Origin of the sequence: Gordonia sp. SID5947 (genome assembly GCF_009862785.1) — a bacterium.
In the GTDB taxonomy this organism is placed as follows: domain Bacteria; phylum Actinomycetota; class Actinomycetes; order Mycobacteriales; family Mycobacteriaceae; genus Gordonia.
Map to the genome: position 1 here is coordinate 4,984,716 of NZ_WWHU01000001.1, position 26,754 is coordinate 5,011,469.

Genomic DNA, 26,754 nt, shown 5'->3' on the forward strand with positions numbered 1-26,754 from the left:
GGCCAGGCCGGGCTGCATCGCCCGACGATGAGTGCGCGCACATTGTCCGGTGCCTGCGCGTGCGATCCGGGTCGGTCGACCGGCCGTGAGCCTGTCGCGCTGACACCGGATCGTCATGGTCGCGTCAGTGCACCGTTGTCAAGTGTACTTGGTGAACGCCACGGCCCGCCTACCATCTCCACCATGTCGACTGCGCCGCCCCCATCCGGAGTCACGCCCCAGCCCTCCGCAGGTCCAACGATTGACGACGACGGCGGTGCGATCGCGAAGCTGTTCGCAGTACTCCTCGCTGGTGAGTACGCCGCTTTTTACCGGTTGATCGACGAATCGCGGATGGCGCCAGACGTGCACAGCCGGATCGCGATCGCCCGGATGGCGGCGTCGGAGATCGGACATTTCGACACGCTCGCCGCGCAGGTGGCGGCCCGCGGCATCGACCCGACCGAGGCCGTCGAACGGTATCGCGGGATCTTCGATCAGTACCACCAGGTCACCACCCCCAAGACCTGGTACGAGGCGCTGGTCAAGGCTTACGTCGGTGACGGGCTCGCCGCCGACTTCTACACCCAGGCCGCGGGGGTGCTGCCCGTCGCCGCCCAGACGATCGTCGGCGAGGTGATGGCCGAGACCGCCAACTCCCGCTTCGCCCGGGACCAGGTGGCCGAGGCCGTGGCCGCGGATCCGGCGCTCAAAGCACCCCTCACCCTCTGGGGTCGCCGGCTGCTCGGGGAGGCGGTCACGCATGCTCAGTGGGTTCTCGCGGCCGAGGAGGAGGTCACCGACCTCCTGTTCGCGGGGGCTGGCTCCCTGCACGGGGTGGCCACCTTCTTCGATGCGATCGCCGACGAACACGGGAAGCGGATGAACGACCTCGGTCTGGGGTGACGTCGCGCGGTTTGCGCTGTGAGCGGAGCCGCTGTCGGGGCCGTCGCACGCTGAACTAGCCTGGTGCGGCACAGAGTCGTCGTGCGCCGTCGGCGTCGGCACCACCGGTGTCGGCTCGTCGGCGTGGGCGCCGTCAGAGGAGAAGAAGGGTGGCCATGGCCGTCGAAGTGAAGATCGGTATCACCGACAGTTCACGTGAGCTGTCCATTCAGACCACGCTCACCAGTGACAAGGCGTACGCCGAAGTCGAGGCTGCGCTGTCGGGCGGCCAGCAGCTGCTCGCTCTCGTCGACGACAAGGGCGCACGCTTGTTGGTGCCGGTCGCGAAGATCGCTTACGTCGAGGTGGGCAGCTCGGAAAACCGGCGGGTCGGCTTCGGAGCCACCTGATCCGGCTCCTGCGATCGGTTGCTGTCGGGACCGGGCACAGCGCCCCGTGTGCCCGACAGCCGCCGGTCGGTCAGGATTCGTCGTCGGCCGATTCGTGCATCGGCACGTGTGACAGCCCGCCCCAGAGCAATGCCACGGTCGTGTCGACGGCTGCCTGCTTGTCGACCGGGCGCTTGGCCTCGAGCCAGTAGCGCGCGTTGACCTGGCTCGCGCCGACCAGACCGGCGGCCAGCATCCGCGATCGATACGGGTCGAGCCCGGAGTCGTGCATGACCAGCCCGTAGACGGCGTCCACGCAGGCCTCGGTGGCGCCCTCCACCCGGCGGATCACCGCGGGGTCCATCGCGTCCGACGAGAAGATCAGTCGGTATCCGGAATTGTCCTGGTCGATGAAGTCGAAAAAGGCCTGTACGGCCGCCTGCACGCGCTGCTTGTTGTCGGTGGTGGTCAGCAATGCCCGATTCACGTCGCTGACCAATTTCTCCGCATGCGAGTCCACCACCGCGATGTACAGATCCAGTTTGGACGGAAAATGTTGGTAGAGAACAGGTTTGCTGACCCCGGCGTGTACCGCGATCTCATCCATGCCGGCTGAGTGGTAGCCACGCTCCACAAAGATCTCGCTGGCGGCGTCGAGTAGCTGCATCCGACGTGCACTGCGTGGCAAACGCGTGCTCCGCCCCGCGCTGTGCGCAGAGTTCGTGGTGGTCGACATGCGTTGAGCGTACTCGGGGGCCTACGACGGAACCGATTCGCACAGACCGAAGTCGGCCCTCGGTTCCCCAGATCCACGCTGACCTGTGAGAAAGTTGACCCTGTGAGTCACCCAGGAGGCGGGCCGAACTCCGGGAGCGCAGGTGCGGGCGCACCCGACGCCGGGGCCGGCGGCACGCGAGCACGTGGCAGGGACATGGGGTCGGGAGCACCCAGGCGGGACGGTGCGTCGTCGGGCGGACCGTCGACCGGCGGACCGTCGACGATGGAGGCGGGTCCTCGGACGCGCCCGAGACCTGACCAGCCCTTGCGGGCGCGCTGGGACCCCACCGACGACAGTGGGCGTGTTCGAGTCGACCGCGACGCGCAGCCGGACCGGAAGAAGCAGAGTGCACTCGGGCGGTTCGTGGCGACCTACGGCTGGCGGGCGTACGCGATCCCACTGCTCATCGTCTTGACGATCGTGCTGATCGTGGTGACCGTTCGCGACGGGAACGACTCCGCGGTGATGCCTGCTGCCGACGTCAATCCCGATTCGGCCTCACGCAACACCGACGTCAGCAAGGAGACCAAGCCGATCGGCGCGCCCACCGGGACCATCCAGGCCGCGTCGTTGCCTGCGGGCACCCTGCCTGCCGGGGGCCCGTACACGCAGAAGGGCCGAGAGTCGTATCACGTGGTCCCCGGCGCGGGAAAGCAGGTCGGTACCGGGCCGCAGGTCTATACGTACAGCGTCGAGGTGGAGAACGGCGTCAACTCGCAGGACTTCGGCGGCGATCGTTCGTTCGCGAAGATGGTCGACTCCACACTGGCGAATCAGCGCAGCTGGATCGGCGACGGAAAGGTGTCCTTCCGCCGGATCACGGGCGGCGACCCCGATCTGCGGATCACGTTGGCCTCACCGGCGACCGCACGCGAACTCTGTGGATACCAGATCCAGCTCGAGACGTCCTGCTTCTATCCGCCGGAGAAGCGGGTCACGCTCAACGAGGCGCGGTGGGTGCGCGGCGCTCTGTCATATGAGGGCGACGATCTGTTGTACCGGCAGTACCTGGTCAACCATGAGACCGGCCACGGGATCGGTTACGAGTCCCACGAGCCGTGCAAGGAGAACGGGGCGCTCGCCCCGGTCATGATGCAACAGTCGTTCGGGGTCGCCAACAGCCAGATCATGGCGCTCGACCCGCAGATGCAGGCTGATCGCAGCCTCGTCTGCAAACCGAATCCCTGGCCGTTCCCCAACAAGTGAGCGCCGCGGCCGCGGCACGCCGGCGTGCGCGGCGGAATGAGCACGGGGTCCAGACCGTTGAGTACGACAGTCCACTTTGAGTCAGATGTACTGGAGGCGCCCGTGTCGTCCTTGCCCCCGCTGGTCGAACCCGCAGCGGAACTGTCGAACGAAGAGGTGGCGCGCTACAGCCGGCACCTGATCATCCCCGACGTCGGGATGGACGGGCAGAAGCGGTTGAAGAACGCCAGAGTATTGGTGATCGGGGCCGGCGGCCTCGGATCTCCGACCCTGCTCTATCTGGCCGCGGCCGGTGTGGGGACGATCGGGATCGTCGAATTCGATGTCGTCGACGAGTCGAATCTGCAGCGCCAGGTCATCCACGGCCAGTCGGACATCGGCCGTCCCAAGGCGGAGAGCGCCCGCGACTCGATCGCCGAGATCAATCCCTACGTCACGGTGCACATCCACGACGAGCGACTCGAGCCAGAGGGCGCGATCGAGTTGTTCTCGCAGTACGACCTGATCCTCGACGGCACCGACAACTTTGCGACCCGCTATCTGGTCAACGACGCAGCGGTGCTCGCGCACAAACCGTACGTGTGGGGTTCGATCTACCGGTTCGAAGGCCAGGCGTCGGTGTTCTGGGAGGACGCGCCGGATGGTCGCGGCCTCAACTATCGCGACCTGTACCCGCAGGCGCCGCCGCCCGGCATGGTGCCGTCGTGCGCCGAGGGCGGGGTGCTGGGCATCCTGTGCGCCTCGATCGGGTCGATCATGGGCACCGAGGCGATCAAGCTGATCTGTGGCATCGGCGAACCGCTGCTGGGCCGGCTGATGGTCTATGACGCCCTCGACATGACCTATCGCACGATCAAGATCCGTAAGGATCCGGAGGGTGCGCGAGTGTCCGAGCTGATCGACTACGACGACTTCTGTGGCGTGGTGTCCACCGACGCGGCCGACGCCGCGGCGGGTTCCACGCTCACCCCCGCCGAACTCAAGGACAAGATCGATCAGGGTGACAAGCTCGCCTTGATCGACGTCCGGGAGCCCGTCGAATGGGACATCGTCCACATCGATGGTGCGACGCTGATCCCGAAGGACGAGATCCTTTCGGGCGCCGGGCTGGCGAAGGTGCCGCAGGACCGCCCGACAGTGCTGTACTGCAAGACCGGCATCCGGTCCGCCGAGGCACTGGCCGCACTGAAACGTGCCGGGTTCGCCGACGCGACCCACCTGCAGGGTGGCGTGACGGCGTGGGCGAGTCAGGTCGACAAGACGCTGCCGGTCTACTGACGCTGGGCTGACGAGTCGTCGGCGGCCGCGGATCGAAGGTCGTCGACGGCGGAGTCGAGTATGCGCTCGAAGGCACGTCGCATGATCGGACGGGCGACGAGACGTGTCATCGCGGCACCGATCACGGGGATCGCCAACTCGAAGGTGGTGGTCCAGGTGATGTGGGTGGCGCCGTCGACGTCACGGCACGAAACCCTCCCGAACTCGTGGCGCGACGGGGGGAAGCTGCGGTACACGTCATAGTCGAACGAGTGCGGCGGGCGGTAGCTCGTGATGCGCTCGGCGAACCGACCCACCGTCCACCACAGCACCCGGACCGCGCCGGTGCCGTACGGCGCCTCGACGCCGGGCGTCACCAGTCGTTCGGTGACGACCCAGCGCGCGCGAGTGTAGTTGTGGGCGTTGCTCATCCAGTCGAAGACCATCGGCACGGGTGCATCGATGGTGCGCTCGGCGGTCACTGTCTCCATGATGTGCTCCTCTGTCGGGTCAGCCGGCGGCGCCGGTCGACGGTCGTGAGTTTGTCGGGGTTGCGGATCGCGTAGAAGTGCGTGATCCGGTGTCCGGCGATCTCGAAGACGGCCACCGAGTCGACGGTGTCGTCGAGGCTGAAAACCGCCGCCGGGGCGCCGTTGAAGCTGTCGATCCGCACCCGGGCGTCTGCCATCGAGGTCCGGGCGAGGCCCATCGAGAATCTGGCGACTCTCTCGGCACCGACGATCGGATGACGCGACGCGGCGACCTGTCCGCCACCGTCGGAGATCTGGACCACGTCCGGGTCGAGCAGCGACAGGAGTGCTCCGACGTCACCTGTGTGCGCCGCGTGCAGGAAGTCCGCCACGAGGTCTCGTCTGTCGTGGTCGACCTCGAACCGGGGGCGCCGCGCACGGACGTGTTCGCGTGCCCGATGCGCGATCTGCCGGACGGCGGGTTCGGACTTCTCGACCATCGCCGCAATGTCGGCGTGCGGATAGTCGAACACCTCGTGCAGCACGAACACCACCCGCTCCACCGGCGACAGGGTTTCGAGGACGAGGAGCATCGCGAACGATATCGATTCGGCGAGGATGGTGTCGCGGCTCGCGTCTTCGTCGGTGCGGATGGGTTCGGGCAGCCAGTTGCCGACATAGCTCTCGCGGCGACGCCGCGCGGCCCTGAGGTGGTTCAAGGCCGTTCGGCTCACGGCGCTGACCAGATACGCGCGCGGATCCTCGATCTCGGTCGCGGGACGGGTCCGCCACCGCAGATAGCAGTCCTGCAGGACGTCGTCGGCATCGGTCGACGAGCCGAGCAGGTCGTAGGCCACGGCGAACAGCAGTGGTCGCAGGTCGGTGAACACGTCGTCGGCCTCTGTCACAACACCAATGACACCGCAGGTGACGGGGTTGTGACAGATCCGGTGTGTGGTGTGCATCACATTTGACTCGTGGCCCTTGATCCGGCAGTCGAGACCGGGGCGTCGACGACGTGCGTCGCTCCCGCGTTCTCCCTGGTTCCATCGGTAATCTCTGCAGATGTGAAGACCCTCGAGCCACCCGAACATGTGCTCAACACGTTCGGGCTGACCGCCCACCCGCCGATCCCCATGGGTGATTCCTGGATCGGCGGATGGCGTGTGGGCGAGGTCGTGTTGTCGCTGGTCCCGGATCACGCGCGTGCGGCCTGGTCGGCATCGGTCCGGGAGTCGCTCTACGTCGAGGGGCTGCGGGTGGCGCGCCCCTTCCGCGCCACCGACGGCCGCTACGTGGTGTCGGGATGGCGTGCGGACACCTATATCGCCGGGGTGCCCGAGCCGCGCCATGACGAGGTGGTCCTGGTCGCCGACCGACTGCACGCGGCAACGGCCGAACTCGAGCGGCCGCGGTTCCTGCTGCAATCCCCGGCGCCACCGCACACCGACGTCGACGTGTTCACCGCCGCCGACCGCGCGGCCTGGGAGGACGTCCCGTTGCGCACCGCTCGTGCTGCCGCCATGGGCGAGCCGACGTCCGAAGACGGTGTGGCGAGCGTCCAGATGTTGAAAACTCTTGCCACGCTTCGCAAGAATGTCGATCTGCAATCGCAGGTGGTGCACGGCGACCTCTTCGGCACGGTGCTGTTCGCCGGTGCCGCCGCCCCGGGCATCACCGACATCGTCCCGTACTGGCGCCCGGCTCCGTGGGCCGCCGCAGTCGTCGTCGTCGACTCGCTCGCGTGGGGCGGCGCAGACGACGATCTGGTGCATCGCTGGGCAGATCAGCCCGAATGGCCGCAGATGATGCTCCGCGCGACCATGTTCCGACTGGCCGTGCACGCGTTACATCCGCGGGCGACCGCAGGCGCCCTCCCCGGTCTGCAGCGTGTCGTCGACCTCGTCCGACTGCTGCTCTAGGTGGATCTTCGCAGGTAGGGGCTCTGCGGAGCGTCTCACAGCACACGCGCCACAAAGTGAGCACAACGTGACTCTTCGGTCACGCGAGGGAAAGTCCCGGCAACACGGGCTCTCTAACTTGGGATCCAATCGTCCGACAATGTCGTCGGCCAACCACCAGCTCACACGATTGGATGGCCCATGCCTGTATCCGTCTCCGCGTTGCGGAGCGCGCTGACACGCGATCACACGATCACCGACTGGGACCCCGAGGACCGAGAGGCCTGGGACGGCGGCAACGCGGCGGTCGCCAAGCGCAACCTGGTCTGGTCGGTGATCTGCGAACACGTCGGCTTCTCGATCTGGTCGCTGTTCTCGGTGATGGCCCTCTTCATGGGCCCGGAGTACGGCATCAGCCTCGATCAGAAGTTCGTGATCGCTGCGACGGCCACTTTCGTGGGTTCGTGCCTGCGAATTCCCTATACCCAGGCCACTGCTCGCTTCGGTGGTCGCAACTGGGCGATCTTCAGTGCGATCGTGCTACTCGTCCCCACCGGTCTCACGATGATGCTGATGATGAACCCCGGCGAGTTCGGGTACGGCTGGTTCCTTGCCGTCGCGGCACTGACCGGCTTCGGTGGCGGCAACTTCGCCTCGTCGATGACCAACATCAACGCCTTCTATCCTCAGCGGCTCAAAGGGTGGGCCCTCGGTCTCAACGCGGGTGGCGGCAACATCGGTGTCCCCGTCATCCAGCTGGTCGGCCTGCTGGTGATCTGGCTCGCCTCTGATCAGCCCGAGATGGTCTGCGCCGTCTACCTTGTGGCACTGGCATTCGCCGGTGTCGGCGCGGCGATCTACATGGACAATCTCGATCACCAGACGTCGAGTGGCCGCGCAATGCTGGACTGCCTCAAGCACCGCGACACCTGGCTGATCTGCTTCCTCTACATCGGGACGTTCGGTTCGTTCATCGGATTCGGGTTCGCGTTCAGTCAGGTTCTCAACATCAGCTTCACCTCCGCGGGCGCCGCCAAGCCGGCTCTCGCCGCCGCGCAGATCGCCTGGATCGGCCCGTTGCTCGGATCGTTGTCCCGGCCGTACGGCGGAAAGCTGGCCGACCGGGTCGGCGGCGGCAAGGTGACCATGTACAGCTTTGTCGCGATGACGTTCTCGGCTGCGATTCTCGTGGTCGCCGGATCTGTCGCGGACGCGAACGGCAAGGTCATCAGCGGCGGAGTGCTCGCGGCGTTCATCGTCGGATTCATCCTGCTGTTCCTGATCTCCGGGGTCGCGAACGGTTCGGTGTACAAGATCATCCCGACAATCTGGGAACACAAGTCGCAGAACCTCACCAGCCTCAACGCGAACGGCAAGGCGAAATGGTCACGCGGCATGTCGGGAGCGCTGATCGGGATCGCCGGTGCCGCAGGCGGACTGGGCGGCGTCGGGATCAACCTGGTCCTGCGGGCGAGCTACAAGTCGAATCAGTCGGCGACCGTGGCCTTCTGGATCTTCATGGGCTTCTACGTGGTCGCCGGTCTCATCACCTGGTGGTTCTACGCCCGTCGCCCGATCGTCGCCGGCGTCACCACCGATCTGCAGGTGGCAGAACCCGGCGGCACGTCCCACCAATCGACCACGGACCCCGGGTCCACCGACAAGGCGATGGCCTGACCGCGAGTCGGGTTCTCGAAGCCGAACATCAAGGGAGTTACCAGTGACCAGCGAATCCAGGACAGTCGTCGTGGTAGGCCACGGCATGGTCGGTCACCGCTTCGTGCAGACGCTGCGTGACCGCGACGCCGAGGGCACGTGGCGTGTCGAGGTGGTCTGCGAAGAGCAGGATCCGGCCTACGACCGTGTCGGGTTGTCCTCGTATGTGGGCTCGTGGCAGCGTGATTCGCTGGCGCTGGAGGGGAACGCATACGACGACGACGATCTGGTCGTCACCCATCTCGGCGAGGCGGTCACCGACGTCGATCGCTCGGGTCGTCGGGTGGTCACCTCGAGCGGTCGCGAGATCGACTACGACGCACTGGTTCTGGCGACCGGTTCCTATGCGTTCGTGCCGCCGGTGCCCGGTCACGACCACGAGAAGTGCTTCGTCTACCGCACGCTCGACGACCTCGACGCCATCCGGGATGCCGCCGAGGCGGCCGGCCCCGGTGCGCCGGGCGTGGTGGTGGGTGGCGGCCTGCTGGGCCTCGAGGCCGCCAACGCACTGAAATTGATGGGGATGACACCCCACGTGGTCGAGTTCGCGCCGAGACTGATGCCGATGCAGGTCGATGCCGGCGGTGGTGCCGTGCTCGAGAACCTGGTCACCGATCTGGGTCTGACCGTGCACACCGGGGTCGGCACCGCCGACATCTCCGACAGCGCGTCGGGCGGTGTGACCGTCACGCTCAGTGACGACAGCGAGATCGAGGCGGCGCTGGTCGTCTTCTCGGCGGGGGTCCGGCCGCGCGATCAACTCGCCCGCGACGCGGGCCTGGCCGTCGGTGAGCGGGGCGGCGTACTGGTGGACACGAACTGTCGAACCGACGACCCCGACGTCTACGCGATCGGCGAGGTGGCCGCGGTGGAGGGTCGGTGTTACGGGTTGGTCGCGCCGGGGTACAGCACCGCCGAGGTGGTCGCCGACCAATTGCTCGGCACGCGCAGCACCTTCCCGGGTGCCGACATGTCCACCAAGCTCAAGCTCCTCGGCGTTGACGTCGCCAGCTTCGGTGACGCCATGGCCACCACCGAGAACGCTCTCGAGATCGTCTATCACGATGCGGTGGCAGGCAGGTACGCGAAGGTGGTCGTATCCGACGACGCCACCACGCTCCTCGGCGGCATCCTGGTCGGCGATGCGTCGGCGTATGCGATGCTCAAGCCGATGGTGGGTCGCGAGATCCCAGGAGACCCGGCCGCCCTGATCGCTCCTGCCGCCGGGCCCGGGGTCGGTATCGACGCGCTGCCCGACGATGCCGAGATCTGTTCGTGTAATGGGGTTTCCAAGGGATCGATCTGCTCGGCGATCGCGGCGGGCGCATGTGAGATAGCCGACATCAAGAAGGCGACGTGCGCCGGGACCACCTGCGGTGGGTGTCTGCCGAGCGTGAAGTCGCTGCTCGCCGCATCGGGTGTCGAGCTGTCCAAGGCGCTGTGTGAGCATTTCGGGCAGTCGCGCAGCGAGTTGTTCGAGATCGTCTCCGTCACCGGAATCCGTACGTTCTCCGAACTGGTCGAGCGGTACGGGACGGGTCAGGGATGCGAGATCTGCAAGCCGACGGTCGCCTCGATCCTGGCGTCCACGTCCAGCGATCACATTCTCGACGGGGAGCAGGCCGCTCTGCAGGACACCAACGACCACTTCCTCGCGAACATGCAGAAGAACGGGTCGTACTCGGTGGTGCCGCGGATGCCGGGTGGGGAGGTCACCCCCGAACAGCTCATCGTGATCGGTGAGATCGCCCGCGACTTCGGTCTGTACACCAAGATCACCGGTGGTCAGCGGATCGACCTGTTCGGGGCGCGGGTCGATCAGTTGCCGGAGATCTGGCGCAGGCTCGTCGACGTAGGGATGGAATCGGGGCAGGCGTACGGGAAGAGTCTGCGCACCGTGAAGAGCTGCGTCGGGTCCACCTGGTGTCGGTACGGGGTACAGGACTCCGTCGGCATGGCCGTGTTCCTGGAGAATCGCTACCGCGGACTCCGGTCGCCCCACAAACTGAAGTTCGGGGTGTCGGGCTGCGCACGCGAGTGTGCCGAGGCGCGCGGCAAGGATGTGGGCGTGATCGCCACCGAGAACGGGTGGAATCTCTATGTCGCCGGCAACGGCGGCCAGAGCCCGAAGCACGCGCAACTCCTGGCCAGTGGAGTGGATGACCAGACCCTGGTCGCATACATTGATCGGTACCTTATGTTCTATGTCCGTACTGCCGACCGGCTGCAGCGCACCGCGCCGTGGCTGGAGTCGTTGGAGGGCGGTCTCGATCATCTGCGTGCGGTGGTCTGTGATGACAGCCTTGGACTGGCCACCGAGCTGGAGGCGGCGATGGAAGCACACGTCGCCGGGTACCGCGATGAATGGGCCGCAGTACTCGACGACGAGGAGAAACTGAAGCGCTTCGTCTCGTTCGTGAACGCGCCCGACGTGGTCGACCCGACGATCCGCTTCGCCGACGCCGATCGGAAGGTGCCGGTGCTGCTCGACATGCCTGCGATGCCGCCACGTGCGACCGGACTGCAACTCGCGGTCAATGACGTGACCGAACCCGAACGTGAAGGAGTGCCGACGTGATCCTCGCTCATGAACCCGCCGAACCCGGGACCCATCCCGACGCGGTGCCCGGGCAATGGGTGCGGGCCTGTGCAGTGGCCGATCTGGCGATCGGCCGGGGTGTCGGGGTCCTCGGCCCGGGTTTCGAACAGGCCGCACTGTTCCGCGTGCCCGCGGTGGAGACCGATCGGGAGGCGGTCGTCGGCCGCACGCGGCTGTATGCGATCGGCAACATCGATCCGTTCTCCCACGCCGCGGTGCTCTCGCGCGGGGTGACCGGTGACCGTTCGGGTGAGCCGACCGTCGCGAGTCCCCTGGGCAAGCAGGTGTTCTCGTTGCGCACCGGGCTGTGCATCGACGACGAGACGACGTCGGTGGCGAGTTATGCGGTACACATCGTCGACGACATGGTCGAGGTGTTCTTTCCGCGCCGATGAGCACAAACAAGAACACCGCATCCCCTGACGACACGGAGAACCTGCCGCTGGCCGGTTTCACCATCGGCATCACCGCTGCACGCCGGGCAGATGAGTTCGCGGCACTGTTGACTCGTCGGGGAGCCGAGATCATGGCAGCACCGACGATCCGGATCCTGCCGCTGACCGACGACACAGAGCTCGAGCGGGTGACGAGGGAGATCATCGTCGACCCGCCCGACCTCATGGTCGCCACCACTGGCATCGGGTTTCGGGGCTGGGTGGAGGCGGCCGACGGATGGGGAAGCGCGGAGTCTCTGATCGACGCGCTCGGGAAGAGTCGCCTGATCGCCCGCGGACCCAAGGCCAAGGGTGCCATCCGCGCCGCCGGCCTGCGGGAGGAGTGGTCTCCGGAGAGCGAGTCGTCGTCGGAGGTACTCGACCGGCTGCTCGAGCAGGGCGTCGACGGGGTGCGCATCGCGGTGCAGTTGCACGGGGCGACCACCGAGTGGGAACCGTTGCCGGATTTCTGTGCGGTGCTGCGGGCCGCCGGGGCCCACGTGCTGCCGGTGCCCGTCTACCGCTGGAACATGCATCCCGACGTCGATCGCATCGACCGGATGGTCGGCGCCGTCACAAGGGGTGACCTCGACGCCATCACGTTCACGAGTGCGCCGGCGGCGGCCGCGATCCTCACCCGCGCCAAGGAATTGGGAAAGCTCTCGCCGTTCGTCCATGCCATGCGCACCGCCGTACCGGTGATGTGTGTGGGGTCGGTCACGGCTGGACCGCTCGAGGCCTTGCAGATCCCGACCATCTATCCGAAGCGGTTCCGCCTCGGTGCGCTGGCGCGGCTGATCACCGAAGAGCTTCCGCGACGCAGTCACAATCTGCGGATCCACGGTCACGACACCGCCATTCGTGGTCAGGCCGTAGTCGTCGACGGCGAACTCCGCGATCTGTCGGCCACCAGCCTGAGTCTGCTCAAGGCCCTTGCGACGGTTCCAGGTCGGGTCGTCTCGCGCCAGGAACTCCTGACGGGCCTCCCCGGTGACAGCTGCGACACGCATGCCGTCGAGGTGGCCGTCGCACGGCTACGAAACGCGTTGGGGGACCCCAAGATGATCCAGACGGTGGTGAAGCGGGGGTATCGACTCGCGGTCGATCTGGAGTACGACGGAGAGGACGATCCCGAATGACGCGCAGGAGCAGTGACCCGATCTTGCCTGAGGGTGATCGACTCCGCGACATCAGTCCGGTTCTGGTCGCGCATGGGACCCGAAATCCTCTCGGAGTCAACGTGATCGCTCAGATCGCCGAGGCTGTGAGCGAGCGGATCGGCACCACCCGGACCGCCTTTGTCGACGTGCTCGGACCGACGCCCGCCGAGGTGATCGCGGACGTCGATCGTCCCGCAGTGCTCGTCCCCGCCTTCTTGGCCTCGGGATATCACGTACGCAAGGACATCCCGCACCATGTCGCGGCAGCGGGGCGGCCGGATACGGTGATCACCCGGGCGCTTGGACCGGACCCTGGGATCGCTGCCGTGGCGCGGCTCCGGTTGATCGAGGCGGGTTGGCGGCCGGGAGATGCCGTGGTGCTGGCTGCGGCCGGATCATCCGACGAAAGTGCTTGTGGTCAGGTTCATCTCGCGGCCCGTCAGCTGGAATCTCTCATCGGGGGGCGGGTCGAGGTCGGATTCATCACCACCTCGTCGCCGTCGGTGCCGGAGGCGCTCGAGCGTGCCTCGCGGAACGGTCGCCGCGTGGTGATCGCAACGCATCTGCTGGCGCCCGGGCTCTTCCACGACCGGTTGCACACCTACGGTGCTGACGCCGTCGCCGATCCACTCGGCGCCGACCGTCGTATCGTCGATCTGATCGTGACCAGGATGCGGGCCGCGGTCAGCCCGTATCGCCGTCGGCAGCCGGTGCGCTGAAGGTCCTTGTCGCGCAGTGGGATCTCGATACAGCCGGCTCGCCTGGCGTCTCGAGACCACCCTCACCGGCCCGGGACGTCCCACCGACACTCCCGCAGCACAACCTTTCCGTCGCGCACCGGAACTCCCTCGCCGAGTAGGCGTTCGAGTTGTCGGCCGGCGAGATGTGCGGCAGGTCTTCCGCTCGCGGAGATCACCCGATGCCATGGCAGATCGGCCGAATCGGTCCGCATGATCCATCCGACGATCCGCGGACTGGACAGGCCGACGGCCGCGGCGAGGTCGCCGTAGGTGGTGACCTGGCCGACCGGGATCGCGGCCACCAGGGCGCGTACCTGCTCGACCTCGTCCTCGGTGACCGACGCCACGTCAGGCCCGATCGAACATCGACCGAATCGTGCGCGCGGTGAGCTCGGGAGCAAGGAACGGCACCATGTGTTCACAATCGGCGTGCACGATCTCGACCGTGTCGGGACGTTGCGAAGTGCAGGCTTCGAGGAAGGCGGGTCGGACGAACGGGGGATCGACGCGATCTGCGACGACGATGGTGGTCGGCACACCGGCCGGCGGCAAGGCGGCGTCGCGGGCCATCTCGCTCCACGCCGTCGCGGCCGCCGGTGCGGACACACGCCAGCCGACCCGTCGGTCTGCGTTGTCGATGAGGTGGTCGTCGATCTCCTTGTCCAGCAGATCTTCCGGGACGTCGGACCATCCTTCTGCGCGCTTTGCCGCCTTTGCCGCCACCGCGTCCGTGTAGTCCCAGTGCTCGAGGCTGTCGGTGGCGACCTCGAGCGCCATGGCGGGGTCGAGCCCCTGGGCCGGGTCGAGCAACACCAGTCCGCGGACGGAGTCGGTGCCCAGCTGCCGGGCGAGACGCACCGCGATGGCGCCCCCGAACGAGTGCCCGACGATCACGAATGGGCGGGCGGCCACCGCGACGTACCGGTCGACCACATCGACCAGTGACGCCACATGTGCCTCGAACGACCATGGCGGCACCCAGGTGGAATGTCCGTGTCCGAGGAGATCGGGAGCAATCACACGCAGGTCGGCGAGGTGACCGGCGGCGAGCGACTCCCAGCGTTTCCCGTGCCCGGTCAGTCCGTGGATCGCAAGGACATGCGGCGCTTCCGGCCCCTCCGGCCCGAAGACGTAGGTGGTCAACGACATGGCTGCCATCCTGCCGCATCTCTGGTGGGCCGTCGCCTGGGGATCGCGGGGTCGTGGCAGAACCGTTGTCGTTGTCGCGTGATTCCATAGGGGCATGGCACGACGCGTCGATTCCCCGCCCGGGACCGGCACCGCGCTACGCACGCGACTGGTCGCCCCCCGGGCCGGCGCCGACGACGTCGCCCGGCGATGGCCTGCCGAAGTGCAGGCCGCGATCGGTGAATGGACCTCGGCGGACCCTGGACGGCCGTGGTCGCCGATCCGTGTGCATGGCGGCCCGGGGACGGGGAAGACGTCCCTGATCGTCGATGCCGCGGTGTCCCGGCTCGTCCGTCCGGGGGTCGATCCCGAGTCGGTGCTGGTGTTGGCCTCGTCGCGCCGCGCCGCCGGGATGCTCCGCGAGGAGATCACACGGCGTGTGTTGGCGGCATCGGGGAGCGACGATGGCGAGGGCGCGGGTCAGGCGCTGCGAGAACCCTTGGTGCGCACGGTGCACTCCTACGCGTTCGCCGTCCTCCGGTTGCAGGCATCCGCGCACGGGAATCCGCCGCCCCGCCTGATCACCGGCTCCGAGCAGGACATGGTGTTGCGGGAGTTGCTGGCCGGTGACATCGAGGACGGTGCGGAGTATTGGCCCGATCGGCTGAGGCCGGCACTGGGCACCGATGGGTTCGCCCAGGCGTTGCGCGATCTGATGATGCGGGCGGCCGAACGCGGGGTCGGCCCCGAGGAACTGACCGCGCTGGGGCGCCGCCATCGCCGCCCGGAGTGGGTGGCGGCGGGCCGGGCGTACGGCCAGTACGAGCAGAACATGCTGTTGCGCGGCGCGGTCGGAGCGGATTCTCCCGGTGCGTCGGCACCCGCGGTCGATGCCGCGGAACTCGTCGGGTCGGCGTTGTCGGCCTTCGCTACCGATCCCGAGCTCCTCGCCGGTCAGCGTCGGCGAATCCGGCATCTCCTGGTCGACGACGCGCAGCATCTCGATCCCCAGGCAGCGGCGCTGGTGACGTTGATCGGAACCGGCACCGATTCGACGATCGTCGCCGCCGACACAGATCAGTCGGTGTTCGGATTCCGAGGCGCGAGCCCGCGGTTCGCCGACGACCTCGCCGAGCGAGGTTCCGGCCGAGACATCGTGCTGGCACAAGGCTTCCGGAATGATCCGGCGATCGCCGCGGTCGGGGCCGCGCTGGCCTCCCGGCTGCCGGGAGCCCGCCCACATCCGTATCCCGCGGGGCCGGAGTCGGGGCCGGCCGGCACCGAGCCGGTCGAGGACCCGCTCGGCGGCGCAGAGGTGAGGGTCTTCAGCTCGGCCGCCAAGGAGGCGACGGCGGTCGCCGATCTGTTACGTAGAGCGCATCTGTTCTCCGGGGTCCCATGGTCGCGGATGGCCGTGATCGTGCGTTCGGTTTCGCTGGCGCTACCGGCTCTGCGGCGCGCGTTCCGTTCGGCCGGAGTCCCCGTGACCACGCCGACCAGCGATCTGCCCCTGCACCGTCAGCGTGCCGTCGCGGCGTTGATGCAGGTCTTGCGTGCCGTCGCGGCGCGGGGGTTGTCCGACGACGAGGCTGTCGAGGAGTTCGGGGTGGAGGAAGCGGTCGCACTGTTGTCCGGCCCGGTGGGCGGGGCCGACCCGGGTGCCATGCGTCGGCTGCGTCGGGGCGTCCGCCGGTTCGACGAGCGGACGGGCGACGGTGGTGCGGCGACAGATTCGCTGATCGCGTTGCGTCGCGCGATCCTCGACCGCGACGAGGCCGAACGTTACCTCCGAGCTCTCACCGACGCCGAGGCCCGCCCGCTGGTCCGTGTGCTGGAGGTGGTCGACGCTGCTCATCGGACCGATGCGGCGCGGCGCAGCGTGGAGGAGACGCTGTGGGCGGCCTGGCAGGCGACCGGACTGGAGCGTCGGTGGATGGCCGGCGCGATCCGCGGTGGGCCGGCAGGGGAGCAGGCTGACCGGGATCTCGACGCGGTGATGGCGATGTTCGAGGCCGCCGCCGGGTTCGCCGACAATCTTCCGGCGGCCGGCCCGGCGGGTTTCGTGCGGTACCTCGGGGCATTGCAGATTCCTCGGGACAGCCGTGTTCCGGGCGCTGGTGCCGAGGCCGTCACCGTGTTGTCGGCGCATGCCGCCGCCGGTCGTGAATGGGATGTCGTCGCGGTGGCGGGGGTGCTGGACGGTCTGTGGCCGTCGCTGCGAAGTCGGGGCAGTGTGTTGGGTACCGGCCAGTTGGTCGATCTCCTCGACGGCGTCGATCCCGAGGCATTGGACACGGTGGCGCGCAGCACGTCCGCGCTGGCCGACGAACGGCGGCTGTTGCTGGTGGCGTGTACGCGGGCGCGACGGCGACTGCTGGTCACGGCGGTGGAGGACGGCAGCGGTGACGCCTCGCCGTCGCGGTTCGTCGCGGAGATAGCCGATGCGCTCGCATCGCGTCGCGCCTCGTCCGATGCCGTGGAGGCCGAACCGGCGGAGCCGTTTGCGGAACTGCCGTTGGACCCGGGAGTCGACCGGGTGCTCTCGTTGCCGTCGTTGATCGCGACGTTGCGTTCCGCGGTTGTGGCCGGCGCCGGGAGCGGAGCGAGCGGGCCGGATGTGATCGGCGCCGGGAGCGGAGCGAGCGGGCCGGATGTGATCGGCGCCGGGAGCGGAGCGAGCGGGCCGGATGTGATCGGTGCCGGGAGTGGAGCGAGCGGGCCGGATGTGACCGGCGCCGGGAGTGGAGCGAGCGACGCGCGTACCCGTGCGGCCGCGGAACTGCTTGCCGAGCTTGCCGATTCCGACATTCCAGGGGCCGCACCAAAGGATTGGTACGGGCTGGCCGGACCGAGTACGGATGCGTCCCTGTGGACTCCCGACCGCGGGCCGGTGATGTTGTCGCCGTCGAACGTGGAGTCGTTGACACGATGTTCGTTGCGCTGGGTCCTGGAACGACATGGCGGGCGCGACGGTGACGGCACGCCCGCGTTGACCGGAACCCTGGTGCACACTCTGGTGCAGGCCGTGGCCGGCCAGATCGAACCGGCCGAGGTGACAGCGGCGCTGCGCGGGATCTGGGATCGCGTCGACACCGGGGCGGCCTGGTATTCGGTTCGGGAGCTCGAGCGGGCCGAGGCGATGCTCACGAATTTCCGTGACTGGCTGCGGCTCTCGCGTGACGAGTTGTCGGAGATGGGCGTCGAGGCGGAGATCGACGCGACGTTGCCTGCCGGGTCACCGGAGGCCGATCCCGAGGGCGAGGCGGGGGTGCCGGTACGCCTGCGCGGCCGGATCGACCGGCTCGAGCGAGATCGTGACGGCCGGCCGGTGGTGGTCGACGTGAAGACCGCGAAGACCGCGATCACCAAGGCGGACGCGCAAGATCACGCACAGTTGGCGACGTACCAACTCGCGTTGGCGCTCGGCGGGGTCGAAGGCACCGGAAACGCGGACCCCGGGGGCGGCCGTCTCGTCTACGTCTCGGCGGCGAACCGGAACAGCGGTGCCACCGAGCGGGTCCAGGAGCCCCTCACGGCCGAACGAGTGGATGAGTGGATAACGGTGGTACGCAAGGCAGCCCGGGCCAGTGTGGGACCGCGTTTCGCCGCGACGCTCAACCCGGGATGTGCCCACTGTGCGCTGGCCACCAGCTGCCCGGCGCAACTGCGCGGCAAGACGGTGATCGATGACTGACCGAGACGGGCGGCGGAGGATCTCCGCGGTGTCGCTGGCGGCCGCACTCGGGCTGCCCACACCCACCCCGGAACAGGTGGCGGTGATCGAGGCGCCCATGGAGCCGATCCTCGTCGTGGCCGGTGCGGGTGCGGGCAAGACGGAGACCATGGCGGCCCGGGTGGTGTGGCTGGTGGCCAACGGCATGGTGGCGCCCGATCAGGTGTTGGGTCTGACCTTCACGCGGAAGGCGGCCAGTGAGCTGGGAGCACGTATCCGGCGGCGTCTGTCGATGCTGGCGGCCTCGCCCGCGTTGCGGAACTGGGATCCCGATGGTTCCGTTGCCGCACGGTTGAGCGGTGGTGATCCGGAGGTGAGTACATATCACGCGTACGCGGGTCGGCTCATCGCCGATTACGGTCTGCTGCTGCCGGTGGAACCGAATTCGACGCTGTTGTCGGAGACCGAGCTGTGGCAGATGGCGTTCTCGGTGGTCGCGAACTGGACCGGGGAGTTGCAGACGAAGAAGGTCCCGGCCAGTGTCACCGAGGCGGTGCTGAAGCTCTACGGCGAGATGGCCGAGCACCTCGTCGACATGGACGACCTGCGACGTGCCGGAGACGACCTGTACCAGTTGATCGATACGTTGCCGAAAGGACCCCGTCAGCGCGACACACCCACTCAGGCGCTGCTGAAGGTACGCGACGTCATCGACGAGCGCCGCGAACTGATCCCGATGGTGGAGGCGCTCTCGGAGTCGATGCGTGCGGCCACCGCCCTCGACTTCGGCAGCCAGATGTCGCTGGCGGCTCGACTGGTGATGCGAAATCCCGAAGTGGTTGCCGCCGAGAGAGAATCGTTCAGAGCGGTGTTACTGGACGAATATCAGGACACCGGTCACTCGCAGCGAATCCTGCTGGCGACACTGTTCGGCGTGGCGCCGGCCGGCCGGGTATCGAATCCGAGACGTGGAACTGACGTCGTCGGCAGCGTTGCCGTGACGGCGGTCGGCGACCCCATCCAGTCCATCTACGGGTGGCGAGGTGCGTCGGCGGCCAATCTACCCCGGTTCGCCGATGACTTCCGGCAGTCCGACTCGTCGCCCGCGGTTCGGCTGGAATTGCTCACCAGCTGGCGGAATGCGGTGCACGCGTTGCGGCTCGCGAACGAGACGTCGGACGAGCTCCGTCGTCGGGGCATCCCCGTCAGCGTGTTGCGGCCACGTCCGGACGCTCCGCTCGGCTCGGTCCGCCTTGCCCTCACCGAGACCGTCGTCGACGAGCGGAACTGGGTTGCCGGTCACGTGGAACGGCACTATCGGGAGGCGGAGGCGGCCGGCGAGGTTCCGCCCACCACGGCGATCCTGGTGCGACGCAACGAGGATTCCGCCCCGTTGGCCGCGGAGCTGGAGAGTCGGGGAATCCCCGCGGAGGTCGTCGGCATCGGTGGCCTGCTGCATGTGCCCGAGATCGAGGACATCGTCGCGATGTTGCGGGTGATCGCCGACCCGATGGCCGGAACTGCGGCGATGCGGCTACTCACCGGTGCCCGATGGCAGCTCGGCGCAGGTGACCTGGCAACTCTGTGGCGGCGCGCCACCGAGTTGGCCGCGGTCGAATCGTATGGATCAACCGGTGTGGTGGCGTCGCGGGAGGAGCTCGACGATGCCCTCGATGCGGTCTTGCCCACTGAGATCGTCGATCGCGCCGGAATCGCGGATGCCATCGTCGATCCCGGCGACGCACAGCGCTACAGCGCGCAGGGATACGCCCGGATCCGTGCTTTCGGCGCGCAGCTCGAGTCGTTGCGCCGCCGGATCGGACAGCCGCTTCCCGAACTCGTCGCCGACGTCGAACACACCATCGGGGTGGCGGTGGAGGCGCAGATCCGAGCGCATCGCATGCGTGGTGCGATCACCGGACGCGAGCATCTGGATGCGTTTGCCGACTACGTGACCGCCTACGCTGACCGGCCCGGAGCGAATCTCCCTGGGCTGCTGGCATTCCTGGACACCGCGGAGACCATCGAGAAGGGTCTCGAACCCGGTCGGATCGAGGTGGCCGAACAGCGGGTGCAGATTCTCACGGTGCATGCGGCCAAGGGGCTCGAGTGGGATGTCGTGGTGCTCCCGCATCTGTGTCAGGGCATCTTTCCCGGTGGTCGTGCCGACACGACCTGGCTGGGCAGCGCCAAGGAGCTGCCTGCCGCGTTGCGGGGCGATCTCGCCGACGACGCCGATGCAGAAGGCTTCCCGGCGCTGGATCTGCGATCGGTGGCCGATCGCAAGGAGCTGGAGGCGACGCTGACCGAACACAAGGAGGCGATCGGGCAGCGCAGGCTCGAGGAGGACCGTCGGCTGCTCTATGTCGCCCTGACCCGCGCGAAACACGAGCTGTTGATCTCGGCACATCACTGGTCCGAGACGGGTGACAAGCCTCGGGGTGGTTCACCGTTCTTCGAGGAGATCCGGACGATCATGGCGGCTTCCATCGCCGATCCTGATGTGGATTCGACCGACATGGTGATCGACGTCGACGCGCCCGACCCGGTCGATGACGCGGTGAATCCCTTGGCCGAGCGCATCGTCAGTGAGCCGTGGCCGCGGGATCTGCTCGGCGAGCGTCGCGATGCCGTGACGGCCGCGGCCCGATTGGTCCTCGACGCCGTCGCCGACCGGGACGCGCCCGCGTTGTTCGATGCGCAGACGTCCGAGCGGCTGCCCGGCGACGAGGACGACGAGGAGATCGCCGCGTGGCGCGCCGAGGTCGCCGCCCTGCTCGCCGAACATCACAGCACCAACCAGGCCGAGGTAGACGTGGAGCTGCCGACGCACCTGTCGGTGAGCCAGCTCGTGGAGCTCGACACCGACGAGGCGGCCTTCGCGCGACGACTGCGGCGTCCGACGCCATACCAGCCCAACCCGACTGCCCGGCGAGGTACTGCTTTTCACGCCTGGGTCGAGCGTTGGTTCGGCGCGACGCGTCTGCTCGACGTCGACGAGTTGCCGGGCGCCGCCGATGCGACCGCGTCACCCGACACCGACCTCGATCAACTGCGTGAGGCGTTTCTGGCGTCCGGGTGGGCGCAGCGCAGCCCGACCGAGGTCGAGGTGCCGTTCGAGACGGTGATCGGTCCGACGGTGATCCGCGGCCGCATCGATGCGGTGTTCGCCGAACCCGGCGGGCGGTGGCTGGTGGTCGACTGGAAGACCGGGTCGGTGCCGGAACCCGCGCGCCGTGAATCGCTTTTCGTCCAGCTCGCGGCCTACCGCATCGCGTGGGCACAGTTGGCCGGCGTCCCGCTCGAGAACGTGCGCGCCGCGTTCCACTATGTGCGGTCCGGTTTCACGCTGGAGCCCGACGACCTGCCCGATCGGCCCGCGCTCGCTGCAATGCTGGCGAAATGAGCTAGATTCCACTCGTGAGCGAACGGCGGTATGGCTGATGCGATCCAGGGGGTTTCGGCGACGCCTGCGGTCCGAGGAACTCGCGGACAGCCCCGACTATGCACTCGTCGGAGTCGTCCGGATTCCGGAACTGCAGCAGAGTCCGGGCAGGGCGATCGGCAAGCGGGTGGTCTTCGCGGTTTTCGCGCTCTTCGCGACCTCGATCATCGTCTATCTCGACCGCGACGGATACCGGGACGTCCAGGAGAACTCGCTGTCGTTTCTCGACGCGATGTATTACTCCGCGGTGACCCTCTCGACCACCGGGTACGGCGACATCACCCCGTTCACCCCGTCCGCCCGACTGATCAACCTTCTGATCATCACACCGTTGCGCGTGCTGTTCCTGATCGTCTTGATCGGAACCACACTGGAGGTGCTGACCGAACGGTCGCGGCAGGCGCTCAAGATCCAGCGTTGGAGGAACAGCGTGCGTAATCACACGGTCGTCATCGGTTACGGCACCAAGGGTCGGACCGCGGTGGACGCGATGATCGGCGACGGCATCAAGCCTGCCGAGATCGTCGTGGTCGACTCGGACCCGAACATCCTGGAGGCCGCTGCCGCCGATGGCCTCGTCACCGTGCGCGGCGATGCCACGAAGTCCGACGTGCTTCGGCTCGCGGGTGTCGCGCACGCCGCGAGCATCGTGGTCGCCGCGAACCGCGACGACACAGCGGTGCTGGCCACGTTGACCGCGCGGGAACTGAATCCGCGAGCAAAGATCGTCGCGTCCATCCGGGAATCGGAGAACACCCATCTCATGCGGCAGTCGGGTGCCAACTCGGTGGTGGTGTCGTCGGAGACGGCAGGCCGTCTGCTCGGTATCGCGACCATGACTCCGTCGGTGGTCGAGGTGATCGAGGATCTGCTGACGCCGGATGCGGGGTACGCGATCGCAGAACGCGAGGTCGATCCGACCGAGACGGGTGGATCACCCGTGCACACCCGTGACATCGTGCTCGGGTGGTGCGCAACGGGGTGTTGCATCGTGTCGACGACAGTGAGGTCGAGCAGATCGAGGCAGGAGACAGGTTGCTGTACGTGCGCAAGGGACAGTCCGAGTGATCGGGGATCAGTTCGTCCTCGACCAACCGCCGCTGCTGTCGCGAGCGACGTTCGACCGTGCCGACGAGGTTCGTGACGATCCGGCCCGCATGCAGGCGGGATGGCCGGCCGCCAAAGTGTTGCTGGTCGACTCCACTGGCCGCTACCCGGTGGCCGACGGCGGTGGTCTGCACTGGATGGCCGCGGTCGACCTCGGCCCGGAGCCCCTGGCAGATGCGGTCTTCCTCGGTGTCTCACCGGGCGGCAATGATCTCTGGGCGCGGCGTGTCGATCACATCGACGGTCCCACCGACGACCCGCGTCGCGGTGCCCACGGCCTGGACGCCGACGAGGCCGGGCTCCTCGCCACCGCGCTGGGCATTCTGAATTGGCATGCCACAGCACGCTTCTCGCCTGTCGACGGGTCGGCGACGGTCCCGGCGCGAGGCGGCTGGGTGCGGCGGCACGTCGACACCGGGGCAGATGAGTTCCCGAGAACCGATCCCGCCATCATCACGGTCGTGCACGACGGTGGCGACCGGGTCCTTCTCGGTCGGCAGGCGATCTGGCCCGACGGCTGGTACTCGACCCTGGCGGGTTTCGTCGAACCCGGAGAGTCGCTCGAACAATGCGTCGCCCGCGAGGTCCACGAGGAGGTCGGCATCACCATCCGCGAACCTCGCTATCTCGGCAGTCAACCCTGGCCGTTCCCGAGGTCGCTGATGCTGGGATTCGCGGCCATCGGCGACCCTGACGAACCGCTGGCGTTCTTGGACGGCGAGATCGGCGACGCCGTATGGTTCGACCGCGCCGAGGTCATCGATGCGCTCGAGGAGGGCGCCGAGTGGGTGCGTGCCGACGGATCGGTCGGCACGGGCACCGACGAGCGCAGGCTGCGCCTGCCGGGGTCGATCTCCATCGCGCGATCGCTCATCACGGCATGGGCGTACGCGGACCGCTGACGGCTGGAGGGTCGGCGGTCGGCTCGCCGGGAACACTGCGCCGTTTCGTGCTGTTATGGGTGACATGAGCAATGTGATCGACGACGACGCCTCGGCCCGGGTCTCCGACACCGGCGAACTGACGATGTACACCACCAGCTGGTGTGGATACTGCGCACGCCTGAAGACGGGGCTGAAGAGCCTCGGGGTCACGTGGCAGGAGGTCGACATCGAGCTCAACCCTGATGCGGCAGAGTTCGTCGGCAGCGTGAACGGCGGAAACCACGTCGTCCCGACCGTGTTGTACGCCGATGGCAGTACGGCCACCAATCCGTCGATCGCCGATGTCAAGGCCAAGCTCGGCGTCTGATCTCTGTCCCCTCTGCGCCGACCGGGCGCAGTTTCTCGACGATTGTGCGTGACGGTCGGGTGTCCGTGCCGGATGGCATAGTGAACCGGGTGCCCGATCTTCACCGCATCCTCGACGGCCTCGACCCCGAGCAGCAGCGGGCGGTACTCGCCCCCCGCGGCCCGGTGTGTGTGCTGGCCGGAGCCGGAACCGGCAAGACGCGGACCATCACCCGTCGCATCGCGCATCTGATCGACAGCGGACAGGTGAACCCGAGCCAGGTGCTCGCCGTCACGTTCACCACGCGAGCGGCCGGAGAGTTGCGTTCGCGGCTTCGGTCGCTGGACATCGCCGGACCCGGCAATTCGGTTCAGGCGCAAACCTTTCACGCGGCTGCCCTACGGCAGCTCCGCTATTTCTGGCCGCGCGGACTGAGCTGGGAACTGCTCGACCACAAACTCCCGCTGGTCGCCCGCGCCGCCCGCCACGTCGGCCTGACCACGACCAGCGAGTCGTTGCGGGACCTCACGTCGGAGATCGAGTGGGCCAAGGGGTCTCTCATAGCGCCCGGCGACTACGCCGCGCGGGCGGCCGCGGCCGGTCGCGACACGCCGTTCCCGCACGACATGGTGTCCGCCGTCTTCGACACCTACGAAGCCGCGAAACGTGATGGTGCACATCTGCTCCTGGATTTCGACGATCTGATCATCTACGCGGGCGAGCTGCTCCGAGAGAGCGATCACGCAGCTGATTTCCGTTCGCGCTATCGGTGTTTCGTCGTCGACGAGTATCAGGACATCACGCCGATCCAGCAGCGGTTGCTCGAGACGTGGCTGGGGGAGCGCGACAACCTGACGGTGGTCGGCGATGCGAACCAGACCATCTACTCCTTCGCCGGCGCGACAGCGAAGTACCTGTTGGACTTCACGCGTCGCCACCCGGATGCCACCCTGGTCCGTCTGGAACGTGACTACCGCTCCACCCCTGAGGTGGTCTCGCTGGCGAATCAGGTCATCGGCGCGGCGACCGAGCGGTCACCGGGAACCCGGCTGGAGTTGGTGGGCAACGACCGCGGGGCCCGGTGCCCCGCCCGGCCGAGTTCGCCGACGACGTGCGTGAGGCGAACGGTGTTGCCGCGCAGATCAAACACCTGGTCAACTCCGGTACCTCACCATCGGAGATCGCTGTGCTCTATCGCGTCAACGCCCAGTCCGAGCGGTTCGAGGAGGCGCTCACAGAGGCCGGCATCCCATATCAGGTGCGGGGTTCCGAGGCGTTCTTCATGCGTACCGAGATCGGGCAGGCGATGCGCAATCTCGAGGCCGCCGCCGGCCGCGACGATCTTCCGCCCGACGCCGACACCACGCGGGTGGTGCGCGCGGTTCTGGCGCCGCTTGGTCTGAGTGAGACCGAACCAGCCGGCCCGACAGCGAAGACTCGATGGGAATCGTTGCGTACCTTGATGGCCGTCGTCGACGAGATCATCGCCGATCAGCCGGGTATGACGCTGCGACGCCTCGTGGGTGAGTTGTCGCTGCGTGCCGGTGAGCGGCACACCCCCGCGCAGGTGGGTGTCACACTGGCGTCGCTGCACGCGGCGAAGGGGCTGGAGTGGGATGCGGTCTTCCTGGTCGGACTCACCGAAGGGTCGGTTCCGATCACCCAGGCGATAGACCACGGCGACGATGCGATCGAGGAAGAACGTCGTCTGTTCTACGTCGGCATCACCAGGGCCCGCGAGCACCTTTATCTCTCGTGGAGCCTGTCGCGATCGGGGCCGGACGTGCCACGCGCCGGCGCACCCGGTTTCTCGACGGTATCGACCTCGATCCGAACCGGAGTGGACGGTGCACGGTGTGCGGCGCCGAACTGGTGAACCCAGAGTCTCGGGTGCGGGGACGCTGCGCGAGCTGCCGTATCGAGGATCGTGACGAATCGTTGGTGTCCGCGCTGAAGGCCTGGCGCGCCGACCGTGCCCGGCAGCGCGGAGTGCGGGAGTCGGCGATCCTCACCGACGCGATGCTCGACGCGGTGGCGGACCAGCGCCCGGTGGATGCCCGCTCCTCGGCGCGATCCCCGGGATCGGACCGACGAAACTCGAGGAGTTCGGTCGAGAACTCCTCGGCCTCGTGAACGGCCCTGGGTTGAGTAGGTCCGTGCGAGCGTAGCGAGTACGCGCCATATCGAGCCCGGGCCGTATCGAAACCCGCTGGTCAAAAATAGGTTGTGCGAATTTTGCCGCACCCCTAGTCTGGATTGGTCAGCACGGGGCGCTACCTGTTTGTCCGTAACGGGTCGCCTCACATGTGGAAGCCTGCGAGCACGGAAAGGAGCGGATCAGTGAACGGAATCAACATTCAGGCGAGCGTCAGCGTGCCTGTGGCGATGTCTTGGGCGTCAGCCGACTTCGTCGGTATCGAACTCCGTCGCGACCGCTCCTGTGTCGACCTGACCCCCGTGCGTCCGACGCATGCGCCCGCCGCAGCAGTAGCGCTCGCAGATCCGGCAGTCGCCGGTGCGCGAGCCGCCCAGCGGTTCCCGTGCAGATACGAAGTCTGCGGAGAAGTTAACTCCGCACCTTTCGGGCCACGGGCGAATCGCAGACGCGAACCCGTGGCCCTTGTCGTAGATGATCGAGATCGAGTTCATCCCAGCGG

20 protein-coding genes and 2 pseudogenes are annotated in these 26,754 nt (G+C 67.5%); 16 read left to right on the forward strand and 6 right to left on the reverse strand.

Annotated elements, in window-relative coordinates:
- The first annotated feature begins 183 nt into the window (after positions 1 to 183).
- Positions 184 to 885 (forward strand): ferritin-like fold-containing protein, encoded by a 702-nt coding sequence (locus GTV32_RS22575; protein WP_161062216.1) that lies wholly within the window; start codon positions 184 to 186, stop codon positions 883 to 885.
- A gap of 155 nt (positions 886 to 1,040) precedes the next feature.
- Entirely contained in the window at positions 1,041 to 1,274 is a 234-nt protein-coding gene (locus GTV32_RS22580) for a DUF3107 domain-containing protein (RefSeq protein WP_161062217.1), read from the forward strand.
- A 70-nt stretch (positions 1,275 to 1,344) separates the two neighbouring features.
- Here GTV32_RS22580 and GTV32_RS22585 read toward each other — a convergent pair whose 3' ends face one another.
- Positions 1,345 to 1,989, reverse strand: coding sequence for a TetR/AcrR family transcriptional regulator (locus GTV32_RS22585; RefSeq protein ID WP_161062218.1), 645 nt, complete (start codon positions 1,987 to 1,989; stop codon positions 1,345 to 1,347).
- 264 nt (positions 1,990 to 2,253) lie between these two features.
- On the opposite strand from GTV32_RS22585, the gene GTV32_RS22590 reads away from it, so the two are divergent.
- Together GTV32_RS22590 and moeZ are read left to right on the forward strand one after the other, a co-directional pair.
- A complete protein-coding gene (locus GTV32_RS22590; protein WP_237421996.1) occupies positions 2,254 to 3,237 on the forward strand; it encodes a DUF3152 domain-containing protein in 984 nt (327 codons plus the stop codon).
- A gap of 102 nt (positions 3,238 to 3,339) precedes the next feature.
- A complete protein-coding gene (gene moeZ, locus GTV32_RS22595; RefSeq protein WP_161062219.1) occupies positions 3,340 to 4,515 on the forward strand; it encodes an adenylyltransferase/sulfurtransferase MoeZ in 1,176 nt (391 codons plus the stop codon).
- On the opposite strand, the gene GTV32_RS22600 is transcribed toward moeZ, so the two are convergent.
- Both GTV32_RS22600 and GTV32_RS22605 read right to left on the reverse strand, forming a co-directional pair.
- On the reverse strand, positions 4,509 to 4,985 hold the full coding sequence (locus GTV32_RS22600; protein WP_161062220.1) for an SRPBCC family protein: 477 nt from the start codon (positions 4,983 to 4,985) through the stop codon (positions 4,509 to 4,511). The two genes, moeZ and GTV32_RS22600, sit on opposite strands and share 7 nt — an antisense overlap.
- Positions 4,973 to 5,872, reverse strand: coding sequence for an RNA polymerase sigma-70 factor (locus GTV32_RS22605; RefSeq protein WP_343287420.1), 900 nt, complete (start codon positions 5,870 to 5,872; stop codon positions 4,973 to 4,975). The genes GTV32_RS22600 and GTV32_RS22605 overlap by 13 nt, the downstream gene beginning before the upstream one ends.
- 159 nt (positions 5,873 to 6,031) lie before the next feature.
- On the opposite strand from GTV32_RS22605, the gene GTV32_RS22610 reads away from it, so the two are divergent.
- The 6 genes from GTV32_RS22610 (at position 6,032) to GTV32_RS22635 (ending at position 13,493) form a co-directional block, all read left to right on the forward strand.
- Positions 6,032 to 6,886, forward strand: coding sequence for a TIGR02569 family protein (locus GTV32_RS22610; RefSeq protein WP_161062222.1), 855 nt, complete (start codon positions 6,032 to 6,034; stop codon positions 6,884 to 6,886).
- A 180-nt stretch (positions 6,887 to 7,066) separates the two neighbouring features.
- Positions 7,067 to 8,542 (forward strand): nitrate/nitrite transporter, encoded by a 1,476-nt coding sequence (locus tag GTV32_RS22615; protein WP_161062223.1) that lies wholly within the window; start codon positions 7,067 to 7,069, stop codon positions 8,540 to 8,542.
- A gap of 43 nt (positions 8,543 to 8,585) precedes the next feature.
- The gene (nirB, locus tag GTV32_RS22620) at positions 8,586 to 11,159 is read left to right on the forward strand and encodes a nitrite reductase large subunit NirB (protein ID WP_161062224.1); all 2,574 of its coding nucleotides are present in this window, start codon (positions 8,586 to 8,588) and stop codon (positions 11,157 to 11,159) included.
- Complete coding sequence (nirD, locus tag GTV32_RS22625) at positions 11,156 to 11,575, forward strand: nitrite reductase small subunit NirD (RefSeq protein WP_161058433.1); 420 nt, start codon at positions 11,156 to 11,158, stop codon at positions 11,573 to 11,575. The genes nirB and nirD overlap by 4 nt, the downstream gene beginning before the upstream one ends.
- A complete protein-coding gene (locus GTV32_RS22630; RefSeq protein WP_161062225.1) occupies positions 11,572 to 12,753 on the forward strand; it encodes a uroporphyrinogen-III synthase in 1,182 nt (393 codons plus the stop codon). The genes nirD and GTV32_RS22630 overlap by 4 nt, the downstream gene beginning before the upstream one ends.
- Positions 12,750 to 13,493 carry a sirohydrochlorin chelatase gene (locus tag GTV32_RS22635; protein ID WP_161062226.1) on the forward strand — a complete coding sequence of 248 codons (744 nt, stop codon included), beginning with the start codon at positions 12,750 to 12,752 and terminating at the stop codon, positions 13,491 to 13,493. The genes GTV32_RS22630 and GTV32_RS22635 overlap by 4 nt, the downstream gene beginning before the upstream one ends.
- Before the next feature lie 62 nt (positions 13,494 to 13,555).
- On the opposite strand, the gene GTV32_RS22640 is transcribed toward GTV32_RS22635, so the two are convergent.
- Both GTV32_RS22640 and GTV32_RS22645 read right to left on the reverse strand, forming a co-directional pair.
- Positions 13,556 to 13,861, reverse strand: a complete 306-nt coding sequence (locus GTV32_RS22640) for an MGMT family protein (RefSeq protein ID WP_161058434.1) — start codon at positions 13,859 to 13,861, stop codon at positions 13,556 to 13,558.
- A 1-nt stretch (position 13,862) separates the two neighbouring features.
- Positions 13,863 to 14,663, reverse strand: a complete 801-nt coding sequence (locus GTV32_RS22645; RefSeq protein WP_161062227.1) for an alpha/beta fold hydrolase — start codon at positions 14,661 to 14,663, stop codon at positions 13,863 to 13,865.
- A 94-nt stretch (positions 14,664 to 14,757) separates the two neighbouring features.
- Here GTV32_RS22645 and GTV32_RS22650 point away from each other — a divergent pair, with 94 nt between their 5' ends.
- From GTV32_RS22650 to GTV32_RS22675, 6 genes and pseudogenes are all read left to right on the forward strand, one after another.
- Complete coding sequence (locus GTV32_RS22650) at positions 14,758 to 18,336, forward strand: ATP-dependent DNA helicase (protein ID WP_161062228.1); 3,579 nt, start codon at positions 14,758 to 14,760, stop codon at positions 18,334 to 18,336.
- Complete coding sequence (locus GTV32_RS22655) at positions 18,329 to 21,721, forward strand: UvrD-helicase domain-containing protein (RefSeq protein WP_161058435.1); 3,393 nt, start codon at positions 18,329 to 18,331, stop codon at positions 21,719 to 21,721. Before GTV32_RS22650 ends, GTV32_RS22655 begins: the two co-directional genes overlap by 8 nt.
- A 37-nt stretch (positions 21,722 to 21,758) precedes the next feature.
- A pseudogene (locus GTV32_RS22660) lies at positions 21,759 to 22,828 on the forward strand (potassium channel family protein).
- Positions 22,825 to 23,769: an NAD(+) diphosphatase gene (nudC, locus tag GTV32_RS22665; RefSeq protein ID WP_343287149.1), complete on the forward strand. Its 945-nt coding sequence runs from the start codon at positions 22,825 to 22,827 to the stop codon at positions 23,767 to 23,769. Before GTV32_RS22660 ends, nudC begins: the two are co-directional and overlap by 4 nt.
- Positions 23,770 to 23,833: 64 nt before the next feature.
- Positions 23,834 to 24,118: a mycoredoxin gene (locus GTV32_RS22670; RefSeq protein ID WP_161058437.1), complete on the forward strand. Its 285-nt coding sequence runs from the start codon at positions 23,834 to 23,836 to the stop codon at positions 24,116 to 24,118.
- Positions 24,119 to 24,207: 89 nt separating this feature from the next.
- Positions 24,208 to 26,265, forward strand: a pseudogene (locus tag GTV32_RS22675) (ATP-dependent DNA helicase UvrD2).
- A 229-nt stretch (positions 26,266 to 26,494) separates the two neighbouring features.
- Here the strand turns inward: GTV32_RS22675 and GTV32_RS23710 are convergent.
- A partial coding sequence (locus GTV32_RS23710; RefSeq protein WP_237421612.1) for a hypothetical protein occupies positions 26,495 to 26,754 on the reverse strand: 260 nt, incomplete at its 5' end.

Excerpts from the sequence above, each read along its gene's own strand:
- GTV32_RS22585 (WP_161062218.1), bottom strand. The coding sequence starts at position 1,989 with ATGTCGACCACCACGAACTCTGCGCACAGCGCGGGGCGGAGCACGCGT.
- GTV32_RS22650 (WP_161062228.1), top strand. The coding sequence starts at position 14,758 with ATGGCACGACGCGTCGATTCCCCGCCCGGGACCGGCACCGCGCTACGC.
- GTV32_RS22635 (WP_161062226.1), top strand. The coding sequence starts at position 12,750 with ATGACGCGCAGGAGCAGTGACCCGATCTTGCCTGAGGGTGATCGACTC.
- GTV32_RS22670 (WP_161058437.1), top strand. The coding sequence starts at position 23,834 with ATGAGCAATGTGATCGACGACGACGCCTCGGCCCGGGTCTCCGACACC.
- GTV32_RS22600 (WP_161062220.1), bottom strand. The coding sequence starts at position 4,985 with ATGGAGACAGTGACCGCCGAGCGCACCATCGATGCACCCGTGCCGATG.
- GTV32_RS22630 (WP_161062225.1), top strand. The coding sequence starts at position 11,572 with ATGAGCACAAACAAGAACACCGCATCCCCTGACGACACGGAGAACCTG.
- GTV32_RS22655 (WP_161058435.1), top strand. The coding sequence starts at position 18,329 with ATGACTGACCGAGACGGGCGGCGGAGGATCTCCGCGGTGTCGCTGGCG.
- GTV32_RS22575 (WP_161062216.1), top strand. The coding sequence starts at position 184 with ATGTCGACTGCGCCGCCCCCATCCGGAGTCACGCCCCAGCCCTCCGCA.
- GTV32_RS22580 (WP_161062217.1), top strand. The coding sequence starts at position 1,041 with ATGGCCGTCGAAGTGAAGATCGGTATCACCGACAGTTCACGTGAGCTG.
- GTV32_RS22645 (WP_161062227.1), bottom strand. The coding sequence starts at position 14,663 with ATGTCGTTGACCACCTACGTCTTCGGGCCGGAGGGGCCGGAAGCGCCG.
- GTV32_RS22590 (WP_237421996.1), top strand. The coding sequence starts at position 2,254 with ATGGAGGCGGGTCCTCGGACGCGCCCGAGACCTGACCAGCCCTTGCGG.
- GTV32_RS22615 (WP_161062223.1), top strand. The coding sequence starts at position 7,067 with ATGCCTGTATCCGTCTCCGCGTTGCGGAGCGCGCTGACACGCGATCAC.